The 17,294-nt window shown below is 71.9% G+C and carries 13 protein-coding genes and 1 pseudogene; 4 read left to right on the forward strand and 10 right to left on the reverse strand.

Annotation, left to right across the window (positions count from 1 at the left end):
• Positions 1-68 precede the first annotated feature (68 nt).
• Positions 69-1,673 carry a CocE/NonD family hydrolase gene (locus tag ACWGJY_RS27700; protein ID WP_453263574.1) on the reverse strand — a complete coding sequence of 535 codons (1,605 nt, stop codon included), beginning with the start codon at positions 1,671-1,673 and terminating at the stop codon, positions 69-71.
• 426 nt (positions 1,674-2,099) lie between these two features.
• Here ACWGJY_RS27700 and ACWGJY_RS27705 point away from each other — a divergent pair, with 426 nt between their 5' ends.
• Positions 2,100-2,549, forward strand: coding sequence for a hypothetical protein (locus tag ACWGJY_RS27705; RefSeq protein ID WP_453263575.1), 450 nt, complete (start codon positions 2,100-2,102; stop codon positions 2,547-2,549).
• Positions 2,550-2,579: 30 nt separating this feature from the next.
• Here ACWGJY_RS27705 and ACWGJY_RS27710 read toward each other — a convergent pair whose 3' ends face one another.
• Positions 2,580-3,407 carry an alpha/beta fold hydrolase gene (locus ACWGJY_RS27710; protein ID WP_453263576.1) on the reverse strand — a complete coding sequence of 276 codons (828 nt, stop codon included), beginning with the start codon at positions 3,405-3,407 and terminating at the stop codon, positions 2,580-2,582.
• A 105-nt stretch (positions 3,408-3,512) separates the two neighbouring features.
• Between ACWGJY_RS27710 and ACWGJY_RS27715 the strand changes: the two genes are divergently transcribed.
• The gene (locus tag ACWGJY_RS27715) at positions 3,513-4,841 is read left to right on the forward strand and encodes an aminotransferase-like domain-containing protein (protein WP_453263577.1); all 1,329 of its coding nucleotides are present in this window, start codon (positions 3,513-3,515) and stop codon (positions 4,839-4,841) included.
• A 19-nt stretch (positions 4,842-4,860) separates the two neighbouring features.
• Here ACWGJY_RS27715 and ACWGJY_RS27720 read toward each other — a convergent pair whose 3' ends face one another.
• The 5 genes and pseudogenes from ACWGJY_RS27720 to ACWGJY_RS27740 form a co-directional block, all read right to left on the reverse strand.
• The gene (locus ACWGJY_RS27720) at positions 4,861-5,160 is read right to left on the reverse strand and encodes a hypothetical protein (RefSeq protein ID WP_453263578.1); all 300 of its coding nucleotides are present in this window, start codon (positions 5,158-5,160) and stop codon (positions 4,861-4,863) included.
• Between the two features lie 289 nt (positions 5,161-5,449).
• Positions 5,450-6,598: a glutathione S-transferase family protein gene (locus ACWGJY_RS27725; protein ID WP_453263579.1), complete on the reverse strand. Its 1,149-nt coding sequence runs from the start codon at positions 6,596-6,598 to the stop codon at positions 5,450-5,452.
• A 142-nt stretch (positions 6,599-6,740) separates the two neighbouring features.
• Positions 6,741-7,712 carry a non-homologous end-joining DNA ligase gene (gene ligD / locus ACWGJY_RS27730; protein WP_453263580.1) on the reverse strand — a complete coding sequence of 324 codons (972 nt, stop codon included), beginning with the start codon at positions 7,710-7,712 and terminating at the stop codon, positions 6,741-6,743.
• 99 nt (positions 7,713-7,811) lie between these two features.
• Positions 7,812-8,018: pseudogene (locus ACWGJY_RS27735) on the reverse strand (hypothetical protein); the annotation flags it as partial.
• Positions 8,019-8,097: 79 nt separating this feature from the next.
• Positions 8,098-8,436, reverse strand: coding sequence for a hypothetical protein (locus ACWGJY_RS27740; protein ID WP_453263581.1), 339 nt, complete (start codon positions 8,434-8,436; stop codon positions 8,098-8,100).
• A gap of 369 nt (positions 8,437-8,805) precedes the next feature.
• Here ACWGJY_RS27740 and ACWGJY_RS27745 point away from each other — a divergent pair, with 369 nt between their 5' ends.
• On the forward strand, positions 8,806-9,543 hold the full coding sequence (locus ACWGJY_RS27745; RefSeq protein WP_453263582.1) for an SDR family NAD(P)-dependent oxidoreductase: 738 nt from the start codon (positions 8,806-8,808) through the stop codon (positions 9,541-9,543).
• 189 nt (positions 9,544-9,732) lie between these two features.
• Here ACWGJY_RS27745 and ACWGJY_RS27750 read toward each other — a convergent pair whose 3' ends face one another.
• Together ACWGJY_RS27750 and ACWGJY_RS27755 are read right to left on the reverse strand one after the other, a co-directional pair.
• On the reverse strand, positions 9,733-12,390 hold the full coding sequence (locus ACWGJY_RS27750) for a DUF7824 domain-containing protein (protein WP_453263583.1): 2,658 nt from the start codon (positions 12,388-12,390) through the stop codon (positions 9,733-9,735).
• Positions 12,387-13,835, reverse strand: coding sequence for an SWIM zinc finger family protein (locus ACWGJY_RS27755; RefSeq protein ID WP_453263584.1), 1,449 nt, complete (start codon positions 13,833-13,835; stop codon positions 12,387-12,389). Before ACWGJY_RS27755 ends, ACWGJY_RS27750 begins: the two co-directional genes overlap by 4 nt.
• 582 nt (positions 13,836-14,417) lie before the next feature.
• Here ACWGJY_RS27755 and ACWGJY_RS27760 point away from each other — a divergent pair.
• On the forward strand, positions 14,418-16,367 hold the full coding sequence (locus ACWGJY_RS27760; protein ID WP_453263585.1) for an APC family permease: 1,950 nt from the start codon (positions 14,418-14,420) through the stop codon (positions 16,365-16,367).
• 90 nt (positions 16,368-16,457) lie between these two features.
• Here ACWGJY_RS27760 and ACWGJY_RS27765 read toward each other — a convergent pair whose 3' ends face one another.
• Positions 16,458-17,201: a hypothetical protein gene (locus tag ACWGJY_RS27765; RefSeq protein ID WP_453263586.1), complete on the reverse strand. Its 744-nt coding sequence runs from the start codon at positions 17,199-17,201 to the stop codon at positions 16,458-16,460.
• Positions 17,202-17,294 lie beyond the last annotated feature (93 nt).

Below are 17,294 nucleotides of genomic sequence, written 5' to 3' on the forward strand. Positions count from 1 at the left end.
GCTTCCTACCGGGTTCCGTCCCCATGCGGGGACGGAACCCGAAGGTTGATCACAACCACACACAGGCCCTAGTCGCGCACCGGCACCGACACATACGACGGATCCCCCGCCGGGGAGGAGAACGTCAGCCGGGCGCCGCTCGGGTTGTGCTCGATGTACAGCGGGTCGACGGAGTCCACGACCACCGCGAGACGGTGGCCGGCCGGGACGTCGTAGGCCGTGGAGAACAGCTCCAGATCGACGCCGAAGGGCTGGTTCGGCGTCTTGCCGTGGAAGGTGTACGGCGCGTGGGTGACCAGCTTGCCGATGCCGAGCGGGCCCACGTCGTAAAGGTAGGCGATGGCGGTGCCGCTCTCCGCGGTGCTGGTCAGGGTGGTGTGCAGCGTGGTGGTCCCCCTGACCCGCTGCTCGGTCCCGTAGCGCTCGGACTGCCAGACGGCGGCCAGGGAACGTGGCAGCAGCGGGATGGAGGCCATCGGCGGCAGCCGGAAGAACTGGTCCATCATGCTGGAGAGGAAGATCAGTCCGCCGTCCGCGCCGGAGTCCCAGTTGGTGCGGATCTGCGTGCGGCCGGCCAGCTCGATCTTCCGGTGCGTGGACGGCACGTCCTGCCAGCTCTTGTAGCCCTCGTACGCGCCGGTGGAACGGGACTTGAGCAGCACCGGTGACTCGCGGTCGATGCCGTTGTCCGCGCCCTTGAGGTAGTGGTCGAACCACTGCCGGGTGTGGGTCCAGGTGTCGTTGGGCAGTCCGAACAGCCCGAGCCCTTCGGCCGTCGCATGGTCCCCAGGGCGGAACTCCAGCCGCTTGGGCCCCTTCAGCTTCTCGTAGAAGTCGGCGTATTCGTTGGGCGGGAACAGGGAATCGCCCCAGGCGTTGCCCAGCATGATCGCGGCACCATTGGCGTTGATCTTGTCGAGATAGGTGGCGGGGGAGCGCTTCCTCCCCCACGCGATCATGTCCTGCTCCTTGGCGAGGTTCGAGGTGAGGAAGTCCTTGAGGATCGTCCGGAGTTCGGGACTGGGGCGTCCCGTCAGCCCGCCCGTTCCGCCGAGCATCGCCACGGCCTGCCGATGCTGGGTGCGGCCGCTGTAGATCGAGTCGATGAGGTCGCCCCAGCCGCTGAGCGCGGCGACTGCCTTGATCCGCTTGTCGAACGCGGATGCCAGCAGGCTGATCCCGGCACCGTAGGAGACCCCGCCCATGCCGACCTTCTGCGGATCGGCCGGCGTGTGGGCCAGTGTCCAGTCGATGACCTTCGACGCATCGGCGATGTCCTTCGGGCCGGCCGTGTCGATCTCTCCGCCCGACTGCCAGAAACCGCGCGTGTTGTAGCCGACGACGACATAGCCCCCTTCGGCCAGTTTCTTCGCCTGTGCCATGTACTCGATCTGCGGCATCGACCAGCTGGTGGGCAGCACGATGACCGGGTAGCGCCGGGTGCCGTCGGCGCCGGCCGGTGTGAAGACGTTCGCCTTGAGGGTGATGCCGCCGTCGCCCGTGATGTCGACGAACCTGACGGAGGGCGAGCCGTCCGACGCTGCTGCGGTGGGGGCGGAATCCGGCGCCGCCGCCTCGGCGGTGGCCGGTGTCCCGGCGAGAACCGTGGTGGCGAGCACCGCCGCGGACACGGTGCTGACCGCGGCGCGCAGGGTCGTACGGGAGGGCCTCATCTTCTGCTCCAGATCTCGATGCGGGCCGGCCGCACGCTGTCCGGGGACAGGAGGGGCGTACGGCGACCCGAGGTGACTGGAGAGTAAGGTCCACTCCTTACCCGAGGTAACCCATCAGTAGGTTACGGCTGGGTAACGCCCTTGGGTCCAGGGGGAGTCGGGAGTGCGGAGGGGAGAGGGGGGAGGGAGGAGGGTGGGGGCGACCGGGGAGGATGATGCCGAATGCCATCCGGTGGCTGATTGTCGGTCGCTGGTCGCTGGTCGCTGGTCGCTGGTCGCTGGTCGCTGGTCGCTGGTCGCTCGTTGCTGGTTGTCGGTCGTCGTTCGTCGGTCGGGTGGCAGGTCGAGTTGCGGGATCCGAGGTGCCGGATCCGGGGTGTCGGAGTCTGGTTGCCGGTCGCGTCGCCGACCGGGGGAGGAGGGTCGGTGACGCTCTGGGTGGCCCCCGCCGCGCCGGGGCAGGTCCTGCTCGGCCAGGCCGTAGAGGCGGCTGGTGTGACCCGTCCGCCGTCCGTGCCCGCGCTCGTCCCCGAGGACGACTTCCCGCGCACCGAGGACGGCCTCGTCGGCCTGCTGCGGGGCGCGGGTCTGGCGGATGTGGCCTGCCGGCCGCTGTCCTGGGACCACCGCACCACCCCGCGGGAGTGGTGGAGCGGCCCGGCGGCGGGGGTGGCGGCCATCGGCCGGATCGTGCTCAGCGGGGGAGCGGCCGTGACCGAGCGCATCCGGCAGCAATTCGCCGTGCCGGCACAGGAGTTCACCGACAACGACGGGTGGCTGGTGCTGCCGCACACGGCACTGTTGGCGTCCGGGCGGGTGGCCGGGCCGGAGGTGTCCCGCTGCGATGACCTGCCGGTTCCCGCGGCTCGGCGGTGAACGCCGTCGTGCGAGCGGCGGTCGTGGCGCTCAGGCCTGGGGCGCGGCCGGTCCCGCGGTTCGGGGCAGCGAGTCGAGGAAAGTGCCCAGCGCCGCATTGAACTCGTCCGGCCGTTCCAGATTCGGCAGGTGGCCCGCCTGCTCGATGACCGTCAGCCGGGAATCCGGGAGGCGTTCGTGGATATCGCGGGCGTCGCTCACGGGGGTGTAGGCGTCCTCCGCGCCGACCACCACCAGGGCCGGCACCGGAATCCGCGACAACAGCGCGGTGTAGTCGGGGCGCTCGGCGCGCCCGCGCAGTGCGGCGGCCGCACCGGCGGGGGGTGTGGTGGTCATCATGGCGAGGACATGGGCGGCGACGGCCGGCTGGGTCGCGAGTGTGTGCGGGGAGACCATTTTTGCCAGCACCTCGCGCGCATAGCCGTCCATGCCCTCGCGGAGCAGCCGCTCCGCCATGTCGTATCGCGCGGTCCGGCCGTCCTCGGTCTCCGCCGTGGCGAAGGTGTCGGCGAACAGCAGGCCCCGTATCCGCTCCGGGAAGAGCCGGTAGCACTCCATGACGATCTGGCCCCCCATCGACAGGCCGCCGAGGACGCAGCGCTCGATCCCGAGGTGGTCGAGCAGGCCGGTGATGTCCCGGGCGAACGTCGCCAGCGGGGTCTTGCCGGGGACCACCGTGGTGTCCCCGTAGCCCCGCAGGTCGGGGACGATCACCCGCCATCCGGCCCGGCTGAAGTGCTCGGTCTGTGGACGCCACATCGAGCGGTTGAACGGGTGGCCATGGATGAGCACCAGCGGCTCGCCGCTGCCCTCGTCCTCGTACCCCACAGTGATCTCTCGGCGAAAGACCGATCCCATACGGAGACATCCCCTCTGCTGCGACTTGACGCCTCGATGCTATAGAAGGCAATCTCTCGGCACAATGAGGAAAATGCACTCGGTGCAATATGGTGGGAGTGGCCGGTGGACGACTATCGTGTGATTGCCGATGAGCTTGCGGCCGACATGGCTGCCGGCCGGCTCCGCCCCGGGGACCGGCTGCTACCGCTGCGACGGTTCGCCCGTAACCGGCGGATCGCCAGTTCGACGGCGGCCCGGGTGTACCGGGAATTGAGCCGACGCGGTCTCACGGTGGGGGAGGTCGGCCGCGGTACGTTCGTCCGCACCGCCCCGCCCTCGGACGAGCCCGCCCTGGCCGAGCCGGGCGGGGCCCGGGTCGATCTGGAGATGAACTTCCCCGTTCTGCCGGATCAGCCCGCGCTCCTCGCCAAGAGCCTCGCGCATCTGGTGCGCCCCGACGCGCTGGCCGCCGCGCTCCGCCCGGTGGGCGCCGTCGGTACGGCCGTGGCCCGCCGGGCCGCGGCCGCCCACCTCGCCCGCGCCGACTGGGCACCGGACCCCCGGCAGCTGCTCTTCGCGGGCAACGGCCGGCAGGCGCTGGCCGCGGCGGTCGCCGCACTGGTCCCGGCCGGTGAACGCCTCGGCGTCGAAGCGCTCACCTACCCCGTGGTGAAGGGCATCGCGGCCCGCCTCGGTGTCACGCTCGTCCCCCTCGCCATGGACGCGCACGGCCTGACCCCCGAGGCGCTGCGGACCGCCGCTCCGCTGCGCGCCGTCTACGTCCAGCCGGCCCTGCACAACCCGCTGGGCATCACCATGCCCGGCCGACGCCGTACCGAACTCGCCGCAATGCTGCGGGAGTTGGACATCCACGCCATCGAGGACGCCATCTACGGCTTCCTCCGCGACGACCTGCCGCCGCTCGCGTCCCTCGCGCCGGAGCGCACGGTGGTCGTCGACAGCCTGTCCAAGCGGCTTGCGCCCGGACTGTCACTGGGGTTCCTCACGGTGCCCCCGGGCGCCGCACAGGACTTCGCGGCGGCCCTCAGGTCGGGGACCTGGACGGCCTCCCGCTTCGCGCTCGACGCGGCGACCCGCTGGATGGCCGACGGCACCGCGGCGGCCATCGAGGAGGCGAAGCGCGGCGATGCCGCGGCGCGCCAGCGGATCGTCACCGAGAGGCTGGCCGGCTTCCGGGTCCGGGCCGACCCGCAGGCGTATCACTGCTGGTGGGAGCTGCCGGACCCATGGCGGGCCGACACCTTCGTCGCCGCCGCTGCCCGCCGCGGGATCGCCGTCACGCCATCCGGTGCGTTCGCCGTCGGCCCGGGGCATACGCCCAACGCCGTACGTCTGGCCCTCGCCTCGCCGCCCCTCGACGCGCTGGCCGATGCGCTCGATGTGCTGGCCGGGCTGGCGCGGGGGACACCGGAGGACACCGTGCCGGAGTGAGGGGAGCGCCGGGCGCCGTTCAGGTGCCGCTCATCAGTTCCCCGAGTCCGGTGCGCAGATCCGCCATGTTCATCACCGGCTGCAGCGAGACGTTCGCATGCAGGTCCATGAAGAACGATTCGAGGAGGGTCGGCATCTGCGACGACTCCCTCAGGTCGAAGTAGAAGAAGGCGGTGCGCTCGCCGTCGTCGAGGGTGAAGTAGGCCGCCTCCGGCTGCAGGGCGGCGATGGCCGACTCCATGATCTTCGACAGTTCGCCGTTCTGGATCAGTTCATTGCCTGTCTCGGTAGGTATCCGGGCCTTCAGGACCATCCTCATCGTTCACTCCTCGGATGGAGTGCGTGCAATCGCGCGGGGCGGGTGGGTCGCGGCGGTGGGCGGAGAGCGGTGGTGGGCGGAGCGTGGTGGCGGACCGGGAGCCCGTGTGCTCGGCGGGTCTGCGTGCCACCTGGTCGTCGCTCTTGTCCTTGCCTGCCCCAGTCTGTCCTCGTCTGTCCTTGTCTGTTCTCAGGGTCTCATGGTCCGGGACCGGCGGTCGGATCCGGCAGCCGGGGGCCGCTGAAGCGGCCGGGCGGCAGTGAACCGGCCGGGGCCGGTCAGAGGCCGGTCAGAGTCCGGTCAGGAAGGGCTCGGGGCGGCCGCCGGCCGGGACCTCCTCGGCCGGTGGTACCGGGCCGGGCGGGGTGCCGTCGCCGAACGGCCGTCCGCCCAACTCCTCGCGGTGGTGCGGGGTCAGCCAGCCGGACAGGTCCGGTCCGAGCGGGACGATGCCGGTCGGGTTGATGCCCGTGTGCACCCGGTAGTAGTGCTGCTTGATGTGGTGGAAGTCGACGGTGTCCCCGAAGCCGGGGGTCTGGTACAGGTCCTTGGCGTAGGCCCACAGCACCGGGTCCTCGGCCAGCTTGAACTGGTTGCACTTGAAGTGTCCGTGGTAGACCGCGTCGAAGCGGACCAGCGTGGTGAACAGCCGGATGTCGGCCTCCGTGAGGGTGTCGCCCACGAGGTAGCGCCGGTCGGACAGCCGGTCGGACAGCAGGTCCAGGCGCCGGAACAGATCGTGGAAGGCGGCCTCGTAATCGCTCTGCCCGGTGGCGAATCCGGCCCGGTACACGCCGTTGTTGACGTCGCGGTAGACGCCCGCCATGACGACATCGATCTCCTCGCGCAGCGGCTCGGGATACAGATCGGGGGCGCCGGGCCGGTGCAGCGCCGTCCACTCCGTCGCGAAGTCCAGGGTGATCTGCTGGTAGTCGTTGGTGACGAGCTGCCCGCTGGGTACGTCGACGACGGCGGGGACGCTGACGCCGCCCGGGTAGCCCTTCTCGCGAGCGTCGTAGGCCTCGGCGAGGAAGCGGATGCCCAGTACGGGGTCGCGGCCGTCCGGTTCCAGGGTGAAACGCCAGCTGCGGTCGTCCTGGACCGGATCGGTGACGGCCAGCGAGATCGCGTCCTCCAGGCCGAGCAGCCGCCGGGAGATGACGGCGCGGCTCGCCCAGGGGCAGGCGCGGCTGGCCACCAGGCGGTAGCGGCCGGCCTCGACCGGCCAGCCGTCGCGGCCGTCCGCCGTGATGCGGTCCGCGAAGTGACTTCTGGAGCGCTTGAAGGGCTTCTTTCCGTACGCCGTGTTGCCGTCAGGGGCGGCGGGCGGGGTGCCGTCCGGCGCGCGGTCCGTACCGGCGGCCGAGTCGCCGCCGGCATTGGTGTCGGCATTGCTGTCGGTGTTGCTGTCGGTGTTGCCGTTGGTGGGGTGGGGCATCACCGGCTCCTTCCGTCTGCGGTGGCGCGGAGTCCTCATGGCGAGCCTTCCCGGAGCGGGGCGGGTATCCCTTCCCGGGCGGGTATCCCTTCCCGGAGGTGTCCCTTCCTGGAGGTATCTCTTCCCGGAGGTATCCCTTCGCTCAGCCGAGGTGGGTGAGATCGGGGCGCAGCCGGTGCCAGATCGGGTGCCGCAGCCGGCCGCCCGAGGTCCAGCCGCTGAGCGTGATCTCGGCGACGAGCCGGGGCTCGGCCCAGTGCGCTCCCGGTGCGTCCACGGGGTTGAGGAAAGGGGAGTGGCCGAGCGGGATCACCCCCAGGTACTGCGCCAGCTCCTGGCGCTCCCGGTGGGACAGCCCCGAGCCGACGGAGCCCACGTAGCGCAGCCCCGAGGGTTCGGCGAGGCCCGCCAGGACGGCACCGGGCAGGCCGGCCAGCCCGCCCTGGCCCTCGGTCCAGCCTCCGATGATCACGTCGAGGGTCATCAGATGCTTCGTCTTGCGCCACTCGGGTGACCGGACGCCCGGCAGGTACGCGGAGGTCAGACGCTTCGCCACCACCCCTTCGAGGCCGCCCTGCAACGAGGCCTCCCACGCCTGCTGCCCATGGCCCTCCACATACCCCGGTACCGACCAGTTCGGGCCGCGCAGCCGCAGCCCGGACAGGAGGCGCCGACGCTCGTAATACGGCGCCCCGAGCAGCGGTCCGCCCAGGTACATGAGGTCGAACAGCACGAGGTGAACGGGGTGCTCCATGGCCAGCCGGGCTGTACGGCGCGGGTTCACCACGCCCATCCGGCGCTGCAGCAGCCCGAAGTCGGGCCGCCCGCGGGAGTCCAGCACCACCACCTCGCCGTCGAGCACCGCGGGCCGGCCCCGCAGCTGTTCGCCCAGCGGCCCCAGTTCCGGGTAGGTCGAGGTCGCGTCGTTGCCCGCCCGGGTGACCAGCCGGATCGTTCCGTCGCCGGGCGTGTCGACGATGCAGCGCGCGCCGTCCCATTTGGCCTCGAACGCCCAGGCCACCTCCTCGTGCCCGGCGGGCAGCGGGCCGACCGTGGCCAGCATCGGCCGGATCACGGGGTACGGGGCCGAGCCACGCTCGGCGGACGGGGCCATATGCCGATGGTCGTCGGATCCGGGCGCGCCCGCAGATCGGACGCGGGGCCGGTCAGGCCGGGCCGGTCAGGTCGGGCCGGGCCGGTCAGGTCGGGCCGGTCAGCTCCCCACGACCGGTCCGGCTGGACCGGTCGTGGGGAGCTGCTCCTCGCCCTCCGTCCGCACCTGCGGCAGGATCCGGTCTAGCCACCGGTGCGTCCACCAGGCCGCCCGGCCCAGCAGCGTCATCACCACGGGGACCAGCAGCAGCCGGACCACGGTGGCATCGATCAGCACGCTCACGGCCAGGCCGAGGCCCAGCATCTTTGCATGCAACGGCGGTTCGGCCGCCGCGTCCTGCCCACCGGGGGAGACGGGTGGCGTCCGGACGGGTGCGCCGCCGCGGTCACCCGTCCGTACGGGGCCCGTCCTTGCGGAACACCAGCAGATAGCGCCAGAACAGCAGCCGGCGGATCCGGCAGCCGGGAAGCAGCACGGCGGCCTCCCGGCGGATCCGGGACAGCGGTACCTCCGGCGGCGCGACGGGTGCCCGTACCGCGGCGGCAGCGGCCGGGCGGAGCCGCTCCGCGACGGCGATGGCGAGCCTGGCCACCGCATTGACCGGCACGGCCGCCAGGCTCCAGGCCCAGTCGGCCGGCGACTTCTCCGGGTAGCAGCCGAGGATGACCAGCCCACCGCCCGGCGCGAGCGCCTTGCGCAGCGCGGTGACGGTGCCGAAGGGCATGTGGTGGATGCTCGCCAGGCACGAGATGAACGGCACTTCCGCGGCAGATGACGTAACAGCAGGCGGTGGTAGTGATCGTTGTGGTGGAACGGCATTCACGGACTCTATGCCGAGCACTCTTTGAGGTGTGGGGGATCGGCCCTGCGCGGCCCGCAGCTGCTTGGCTCCCCTGCGGCTCCCCTGCGGCTCCCCTGCGGCTCCCCTGTGGCTCCCAACGATTCCCTACGATTCCTTACGATCGTTTGTGCCACGGCACGAGGTAAGGATTGATCTGTTGATGAACCGTCCCTGGTCGTTTGCTGAGTTCTTGCGGTCCCGTAGCGGTTCCGGCCGGGACCGCCGTCCGCGCGCCGGGGCGGAGGGGGTCCGATGAGCCGGGCGGTGCTGGTGACCGGGGCCTCGCGGGGGATCGGCCGGGCAGTTGCCCAGCTCTTCGCCGCCCATGGGGACCGGGTCGCGCTGCATTACGCGTCGCGGCGCGCGGCGGCGCAGGAGGCGTTCGCGGGGCTGGCCGGCAGCGGCCATGTGCTGGTGCAGGGGGATGTGAGCACGCCGGAGGGGGCGGCGGCGGTCGTTGAGGCGGCCGTGGACGGACTGGGCGGCGTCGATGTGCTCGTCAACAACGCCGCCGCGAATGTGGCGCATCCGCTGGACCGTACGTCGTTCGAGGACTGGCAGAGCGCCTGGCGGCAGGTCGTGGACGTGAATCTGCTGGGGGCGGCCCATGTCACCTACCACGCGGCGCGGAGCATGATCGAGCGCGAGGTGGAGGGACGGATCGTCAACATCGGGTCGCGTGGCGCGTTCCGTGGGGAGCCGGATCACCCGGCGTACGGCGCGTCCAAGGCGGCGCTGCATGCGATGGGGCAGTCGCTGGCGGTCCATCTGGCGCCGTACGGCATCGGCGTGGCGTCGGTGGCTCCCGGATTCGTGGCGACCGAGCGGGTCGCGGAGCGTCTCACGGAGGACGTGCGGGAGCAGAGCCCGTTCGGCCGGGTCGCTTCGCCGCAGGAGGTGGCGTCCGCCGTCCACTATCTGGCCTCGCCGGAGGCGGTCTGGACCTCCGGGGCGGTGCTCGACGTGAACGGGGCGTCGCATCTGCGCTGAGAAGGCCGTCCCTGCGCGGGAAAGGCCCAGTTCTCGTACGGGATGCCTTCGCGCCGCCGGCGCTGAACGACGGGCTCGCTTCCGCGCGGTCCCGCGGTCCCGCGGCCGGGGCGGCGGGCGCCGGCCGAAGCTCAACCCCGACCAGGCCGCGCGTCGCGCAGCAGCTGCACGACGCGCGGGAGAATCTCATTACCCTGTGGCCGGTATCTCGGTCACACTCTTGATGCGCCGCGCCTGTTTGACCAGCTGTGACGAGCCCGAACGCGCCGCCAGCTCGTTGATCTCCGGTATCGCCCCACGGGCTCCGGACCGCTCCGCGCATTCGGCCGCGATCGTGAGCACGGCGGGGAGGCCGTGTGGCGCTTCGCCTGTCAGCAGGAGGGGGAGGGCGGCCGAGAGCACCGCCCACACCGTGGCGTACGCGCCGGTGCGCACCGCTTCCCGCAGCGCCGCCACGATTCGCTGGAGCTTGAGCCGGCGCAGGCCGGTCAGCTCGACGATGTCCCGGCCGAGCTGGGCCGCGTCGAGCTGTCCGCGAGCGGCCAGGACGAGCATCGCGTCCACGGCGAACAGCTGCTCCTCCACGCGCCGTGCCCCGAGGCCGTACGCCAGGAGGAGGTGGGTCGCGGGCCCGGCCGGTCCGCCCGACTCGGCCAGCGCGGGCAGGACGGGCGCGCCCTCGCCTACGTTGTCGAACTCGGCCAGGTTCGCGAAGGTCACCAGCATCCGCCCCGCGATGATCTCCCGGTGCTGGGGCAGGAGGGCCAAGGCGTGCGGGGAACACTCCCCGCCGGCCTCGCACTTGCACGACCTCCCGATGGGGTCGTGGGCACCGAGCAGGGATCGGAACGGCTCGGGATAGTCCTCGTACCCGGGAACGGCCTCGGTGCTCACCAGCACTCCGGGGCGGGGAGTCCGCCATCGCAGTCGCTCGGTGGCGCGGGAGAGCGCGGGATCGGGCAGTCCGCCCGAGGTGAGCCTGGCGGCGAGCCGCCGTCCCGCCGGGGACGTGAGCTTCGCGGCGGCCGCCCGTGCCTCGGGCGGCACCTCCCGGTCGAGCCGCAGCAGGGCCTGGTCGAGGTCGGCCTGGCCGGGTTCGGTGCCGGTGCGCTCGTATGCGGCGAGCCGCGTCACCAGTTCCGACGCTTCGATGGTCCCCGTCGACCAGGTGGGGGTGGCCAGCAGGAACGGCAAGGGGGCATCGCTCATCCGCGCCCCGATCTCGGCTGCGCGGATGCGGGGGACGGACCGGATCGCCGAGTGCGGGCACTGGTGATCGAGGGCCCGGTTGCGGATGAAGCTCAGGTCCTTCTCCGAGGCCATGCCCATGACGGACACGACGACGCAAAAGAGCCCATCCCAGCCGTTGAGAGTTTCGGTACGGTACATAGGGTCCCAGACCGCAGGCTTCTGGGCCACGACCGGTTCCAGGGCAGCGCGGAGGCCCGCCAGGTCGGTGTGGGCATGCACCACGAGACCGTTCAGCGCCCGCTCCCACTGCGCAGGGGTGCCGCCGCCACGCAGCAGCGCACCAACCTCCTCGGCGAGTTCGGCGGAGGTGAGCGGTGCCGGCTCGAGGCGCTCGGCGCTCGGCACGGGCGGCAGTGTGTCGCCCTCGGCGGCCGGGGCATCGGCCGCATCGCCGACCAGGGTGCCGCCGAACGCCTCAGCCGCGCGTTTGCGCAGGTCGGGGGCGAGCTGCTGGGCGCTCGCCGCAAGTTCGGCCAGGGCGGCTGCGCCGGTGTGCTTGCGGTGGCGGACGACCAGGGCGAGGGCCCGCTCCTGGAGGCTGTGCTCCTCGTGGCCGAAGGCCTCGGCGGCCGCGGGAAGCAACTCGTCCGTGCGCGACCGGTCACGCTTCATCGCCTTGTCGAGCATGGCCAACTGAGCCCGCACGATCTTCTTCTCGGGCCGGAACAGGGCGGCCCGCGATGCCTCGGCCAGGTGCTCGGTCTCCATCCGGCCCGCCTCATCGAGCCCGGCCAGCACCTCCTGGGCACGCGCCGCCACCAGCGCGTGGGCGTCGGGCAGCATCCGCACCCAGGTGAGCGTGCGCGTCGCCCGCTCGTCCTCGGTCAGGTCCAGAGCGGTCAGCAGGGCGAGGAACCCCTTCATGATGCCGAGCCGGCCACCGCGCAGCAGCCGCGACAGACAGCCGTCGATCAGCATCTCTCGGCTGAGCCGCCCCTCCTCGGCGAGCCCGGCGAGCGCGTCGGGCCATCCGGGGTCGTCCGGCGTGCTGTGTTGGCGCTGGATGTCCGGTCCGGCCTCCGGCACCTCGAAGAGCCGGGGGACCATCACCGTCAGGAACGGGTCGTCCCGGAGTGTGTCCTTGACCGTCCTGTCCCGGCTCGGGATGCTGTCTTCCCAACCGAGGACGAAACCGTCCGTCGTGGGAGGTTCGCAGCCGGCGGCGCGCACCAGCCGTGCGATCAGCGGGTACTCCTCCTCCGCGGCGGTGCGGCGCTCCGCCAGCCGGTGCGCCACCTGGCCCAGCCACTCGCGGTCACGGTCAGCCATCGCGTCGAGGACCAGCGAGGGATCGCTGCCGCCCCACCGCAGGTCGGCGCTGGCGAGCCACTGGGCCGCGGCGGCCGCACCGGTGCAGCACCCCGCCCCGGCAAGCAGCAGTGCCGCGCGCACGGCCATGTGCCCGTCGCGCCAGTTGTTCCGCATGGCCTTGCGATACGTCTTGAGCACCGGCAGGCACTTGCGCCGCTCGGCGTCGGTGAGCGTGCCGACCAAACCGGGGACGGCTTCGGCGCACCCCTCGCGCACGGCGTGCAGCAGCTCGCACATGCCCTCGGTGGCTCCGTCGGGGATGCCGTGGGTGGAGATCACGCTCATGAGGAGGCTCCGGTGGAAGCGGTGGAAGTGTCGGTCGTGTGCCGGGTGGCGGCGGTGCTGCGGTGTGCGCTCGTGCGGTGGGACGCCGCGCGGCGGACGATGCGGACGGCGAGGGCGTGCTTGCACGGTCCGCGGCCGCCGCGGTATTCGGCCCACCAGCGGCAGGTACAGGTCAGGCGCCCTTCGGCGGACCTGACACGGTGGATGTGGTCGTCGACGGTGACCGTGGCCAGCTCACCGTCGAGTCGCACCGCGCCCGCCTCGGCCAGGGCGTGGGCGGCGCGCAGCCGGGGGTTGTGGCGTTCGGCCCGCCCGGTGTCGTACGGCAGCTCCCGGTGGAAGTACGCCGCCTCCGCCACGTCGTAGCCGATGCGCCCGGCCGTTGCAAGGCGAGTGAGCGCCGCCCGTACGCGCGGCGCGGTGAGCCCGGACTGCGCGGCCAGGTCGGCGATGTCGACGGCGGGGTCCCAGGCGAGCAGCACCGACACCAGATCGGCGTCCCCGGCCGCCTCCTCCGCCGCCAGGTCGTCCAGGACGGCGCCCTCGCCGGAGAAGCCCCGCGACGCGTCCGGGGACAGGGTGAGGGTGAGGCGCATCCCGGGGAGTTGAACCTCCCAGGCGCTCGCCACGGGGCCGCTGCCCGCTGTGACGGCCGGCCCGTGGACCCGCAGGCCCGTCGCATGGCGCAGCACCCGGGCCAGCGCGCCGAGCCGTTCCGGACCCGGCAGACAGACCGCTCCGGGGACCGGCCGGGTGGTGGCGCGCAGCGAACGGCCCGCCGGGACGACCCAGCGCGCTCCCCGCGACGCGCCGCTGGAGGCTCCGGGACGTGGCAGCGAGCGGAGGAAGCGCACGGCCTCGGCCGCGGAGAGCTCGGCGCGCAGGTCGAACCCCGAGGCGATCACCTGTGTCTCGGCGAAGCCGCGCAGCCAGCGGTCGGGCAGTGGCACCTTCTTCTCCACCACCGGCCCGTCTAAGGTGGTGACGGCCAGTTCGTCGGGCCCGACCTCCAGATGCAGCGGATCGGCCGGGCCCACGCGGGTCAGGGCTTCCCGGAGCGGGCTGTTCACATCGACGTTGGTCGTGCCGTGTCCGATGTCGTCGCCGTCGAGGGCGTCGCCCAGCATGTCGAGCCGCGCGTACACCCCGCAGCAGCCGGAGAACGACTCGAACCGCAGCCGGTCCCCGTTCCCGGTGACCACCGGGTCAAGCCATGCGGGGCGCAGCGGCTGGTAGTAACGGGCGGCGGCGATGTCCGCGACGCACAGCAGGCCGGCCGCAGCGATCTGAGGGCCGGTCAGGAAGCCGTGGAAGAAGCTCGGATGGGCTTGCTGACCCGCCGGTGTGGCGCCGCCGGAGGTCTGGAGGCTGAGTGTGCCGCCCTCCGCGGTGCGGTGCACGGCGGAGGGGCGGAGATAGGCGTACGTCTGTGCGGCCTGTGTCATGGTCGAAACCTAAACGCCACCACTGACAACGCTTGAGCTGCCAAATCCCCTCGCCGGGCCCGGCACCCTGCCATCACCATCCCCTCGACGCGAGACGGCTACTCGGCGTTACACGCCACCTGGCGCTGTACGAGAACTGGGCCGGGAAAGGGAAGCCCCGGCCGAACGGGGGAATTCGGCCGGGGCGGCTTTCGGGGGCGCGGGCGGTGACGGCGGCGGGCTCAGGGCCTGCCGGCGTGTGGCGGGGGCCGGCTTCCCTGGGGGAGGGCCCTCGGGCGCCGTCGTGCGGTGCCCGCTTCCTATTGAACGATAAACCATGAGGTGGGATTCCGGAGCGCCGGGTGACCGCTCTCACCCGGCGCCGGCGGTGCGGGCCTCGCGGGCTCCTGATCCGGCCTCCTGGTCAGGGCTCGGTACGGCCCGGGAGGCAGCCGTCGTCCCGCAGGCGCGGCAGTGACCACTCCAGCGCTTCGACGGTCCGGGAGGCGCCGTGGCAGGGGGTTTCCGGCCCGTGGCCACGATGCGCCGCGGCTGCGCGAGCCTCCCTCTCCTCCTGCCGGGCGGCCCATAGTTTGTCCGCCTATGAGTCAATTCTTCAGGCCGAAGCGGATGATGGTGGGGCGTCCGCTGGACAGCGCGCGGCTCGGCGAGACGCTGCTGCCGAAGCGACTGGCGCTACCGATCTTCTGCAGCGACCCGCTGTCCTCGGTCGCGTATGCCACCGAGGAAATCCTGCTGGTCGTCGGCCTCGGCGGGGTCGCACTGCTCCATCTGGCCTGGTACGCCGCGGCCGCCATCGTGCTGGTGCTGATGGTCGTGGTGGCGTCCTACCGGCAGACCTGTTACGCGTACCCCGGGGGCGGCGGGGCCTATATCGTCAGCGCGCAGAACCTGGGGCGGAACGCGGCGCTCACCGCGGCCAGTGCGCTGCTCGTGGACTATGTGCTGACCGTTGCGGTCTCCGTCGTCTCCGGTGTCGCCGCGATCACCTCCGCGATTCCTTCCCTGGGCGGCCACGAGGTGGCGCTGTCCGTCGGGTCCGTCGCGCTGCTGGCCCTGGTGAATCTGCGCGGCGTACGGGAATCGGGGCGGGTCTTCGCCGTGCCCACCTACGGGTTCGTCTTCTTCATCTACCTGATGTTCGCGTTCGCGGCCGTACGGATGGCCACCGGCGCCATCCCCCGCGCCGAGTCCGCGGATCTGCCGCTGCACGCCGTATCCACGTACACCGGGGCGGCGCTGGTCCTGCTGGGGATGCGCGCCTTCGCGTCCGGCTGCACCGCGCTGACCGGTGTCGAGGCGATCAGCAACGGAGTGCCCGCCTTCCGCAAGCCCAAGAGCCGCAATGCCGCGACCACGCTGCTGATCATGGGCTTCTTCTCCGTCACCATGTTCAGCGGGATCACGGTGCTGGCCATGCTCTACGACGTACATGTCGCGGTGGAGCCGACCGAACTGGGGCTGCCGCCGGACACCCCGACCCCCACCGCGCTCGCCCAGATCGCACGGGCCAGCTTCGGCAGCGCCACCACGCTGTTCTATCTGCTGCAGGCGTTCACCGCCGGAGTGCTGGTCCTCGCCGCCAACACCGCCTTCAACGGCTTCCCGATGCTCGCCTCGATCCTCGCCGAGGACCTCTTCGTGCCGCGGCAGCTGCACAACCGCGGGGACCGGCTGGTCTTCTCCAACGGCATCATCCTGCTCGCGCTGGCCGCCATCGGCCTGATCATCCTGTTCAAAGCGGAACTCACCCACCTCATCCAGCTCTACATCATCGGCGTCTTCGTCTCCTTCACGCTGTCCCAGACCGGCATGGTCCGGCACTGGCGGACCATGCTCGCCGCACCGGGGCTGCCGGCCCGGGAACGGGTCCGCCACCGGCGCTCCCAGGCGATCAACGCGGTCGGCGCGGTGCTCACCGGGGTGGTCCTGATCGTCGTCCTGATCACCAAATTCACGCATGGCGCATGGATCGTGGTGATCGCCATGCCGCTGCTCTTCATGGGGATGCGCGTGGTGCACCAGCACTACGAGCGCGTCGGGCGGGAGTTGGCGGTCGCACCCGGCGCGCGGCCCTGGGAGCCCGCCGGGAACCATGTGCTGGTGCTGGTCAACGCCCTGAACGCACCCACACTCAAGGCCCTCGGCTATGCCCGCGCGATGCGTCCCACCTCGATGGACGCGCTGATCGTCGCGGTGGATCCCGCCGATGTGCAAGGGCTGCGCGAGCAGTGGGACGCCCATGGCATCGACGTCCCCCTCCGGGTGCTCAGCTCTCCCTACCGGGACTTCACCCGGCCGGTGACCGACTACGTCCGGGATGTCTGCACACGGCATCCGGGCGGCGCCGTCACCGTCGTCATCCCCGAATTCATCGTCGGACGCTGGTGGGAACAGCCGCTGCACAACCAGAGCGCCTTCCGGCTCAAGGCCCGGCTGCTGTTCACCCCGGGGGTGGCCGTGGTCAGTGTGCCCTACCGGCTCCCGTCCGGCGGGGGGCCGGACGAGGGCGGGCGGGTGTCCGGTCTCTAGGGGCCGGCCCTACGGACTGACCGCCGGCACGAGGTAAGGGCCGCCGGCACCGCCCCGGCCCGTGGCGGCCCGGCCCGCCGGTGCCCGCTCTCAGGCCGCCGCCCGGTGCCCCTTCGGCTCCGGGGCGGTGAGCGCGGCCTTGGTGACATCGGCGACCAGCTCGACGACATCGGGCCCGTACGCCTGCGAGCTGACCACCTTCAGCAGCAGACAGAACTGGCCCTCGACGCCGTGCTTACGGGCCAGCCGGGCCCGGTTGCGGACCAGATGACGGACCGCGGCCCGGTGGGTGACCGGGCGCTGGCCGGCCGCCAGGAACACCGGGCGGTCGCCCTCCCCGGCGGTCACCCGGGCCAGCAGGACATACTCGACCGCACCGGGCTCCATCCGGTACGTCGAGCCGCCGATCGTGAAGGTGCCGCGGCCCGCGCCGGACTCGTCGCCCGGATGCACCGCGACCCCCGGCAGCAGATTGGCCAGATGGGCCGCCAGCCGGCGGTGCGCGGTCGGGTCGCCGACACAGAACTCGGTACGCGCCCCGAAGCCCTGCAGACCGGTGTCGTGCGGGGCGACCTCGGGGTGCGCACCGCAGTTCTCGACCACCGCGGCCAGCCCCAGCAGTGCCAGCGCGTCATGACGGGGGATGCTCCAGTGGGCCGAGGAGCTGTCCCGGTGGGTGACCAGCACGCACTCCGAACCGTCCGGCAGCCCGAAGAAGCCTTGTTCGCGGGTCAGCTTCCGCCGGACCGTCGCCGCTTGCACGGCCCAGCCGGCCACCAGGCCCACGAGCAGGGCCGCGGCCGCCACGGTCAGAAGCAGCAGGGTGTCGTCCATGGCCGGGGAGCGTAGCGGCTCACCGGGTGGGTGTTCGAGGGCGGGGCGGGGTGCCGGAGCGGCTTGTCCCGGTCCGTACGGACATACCTGATC

The sequence above is a fragment of the Streptomyces sp. NPDC054765 genome (assembly GCF_053612065.1).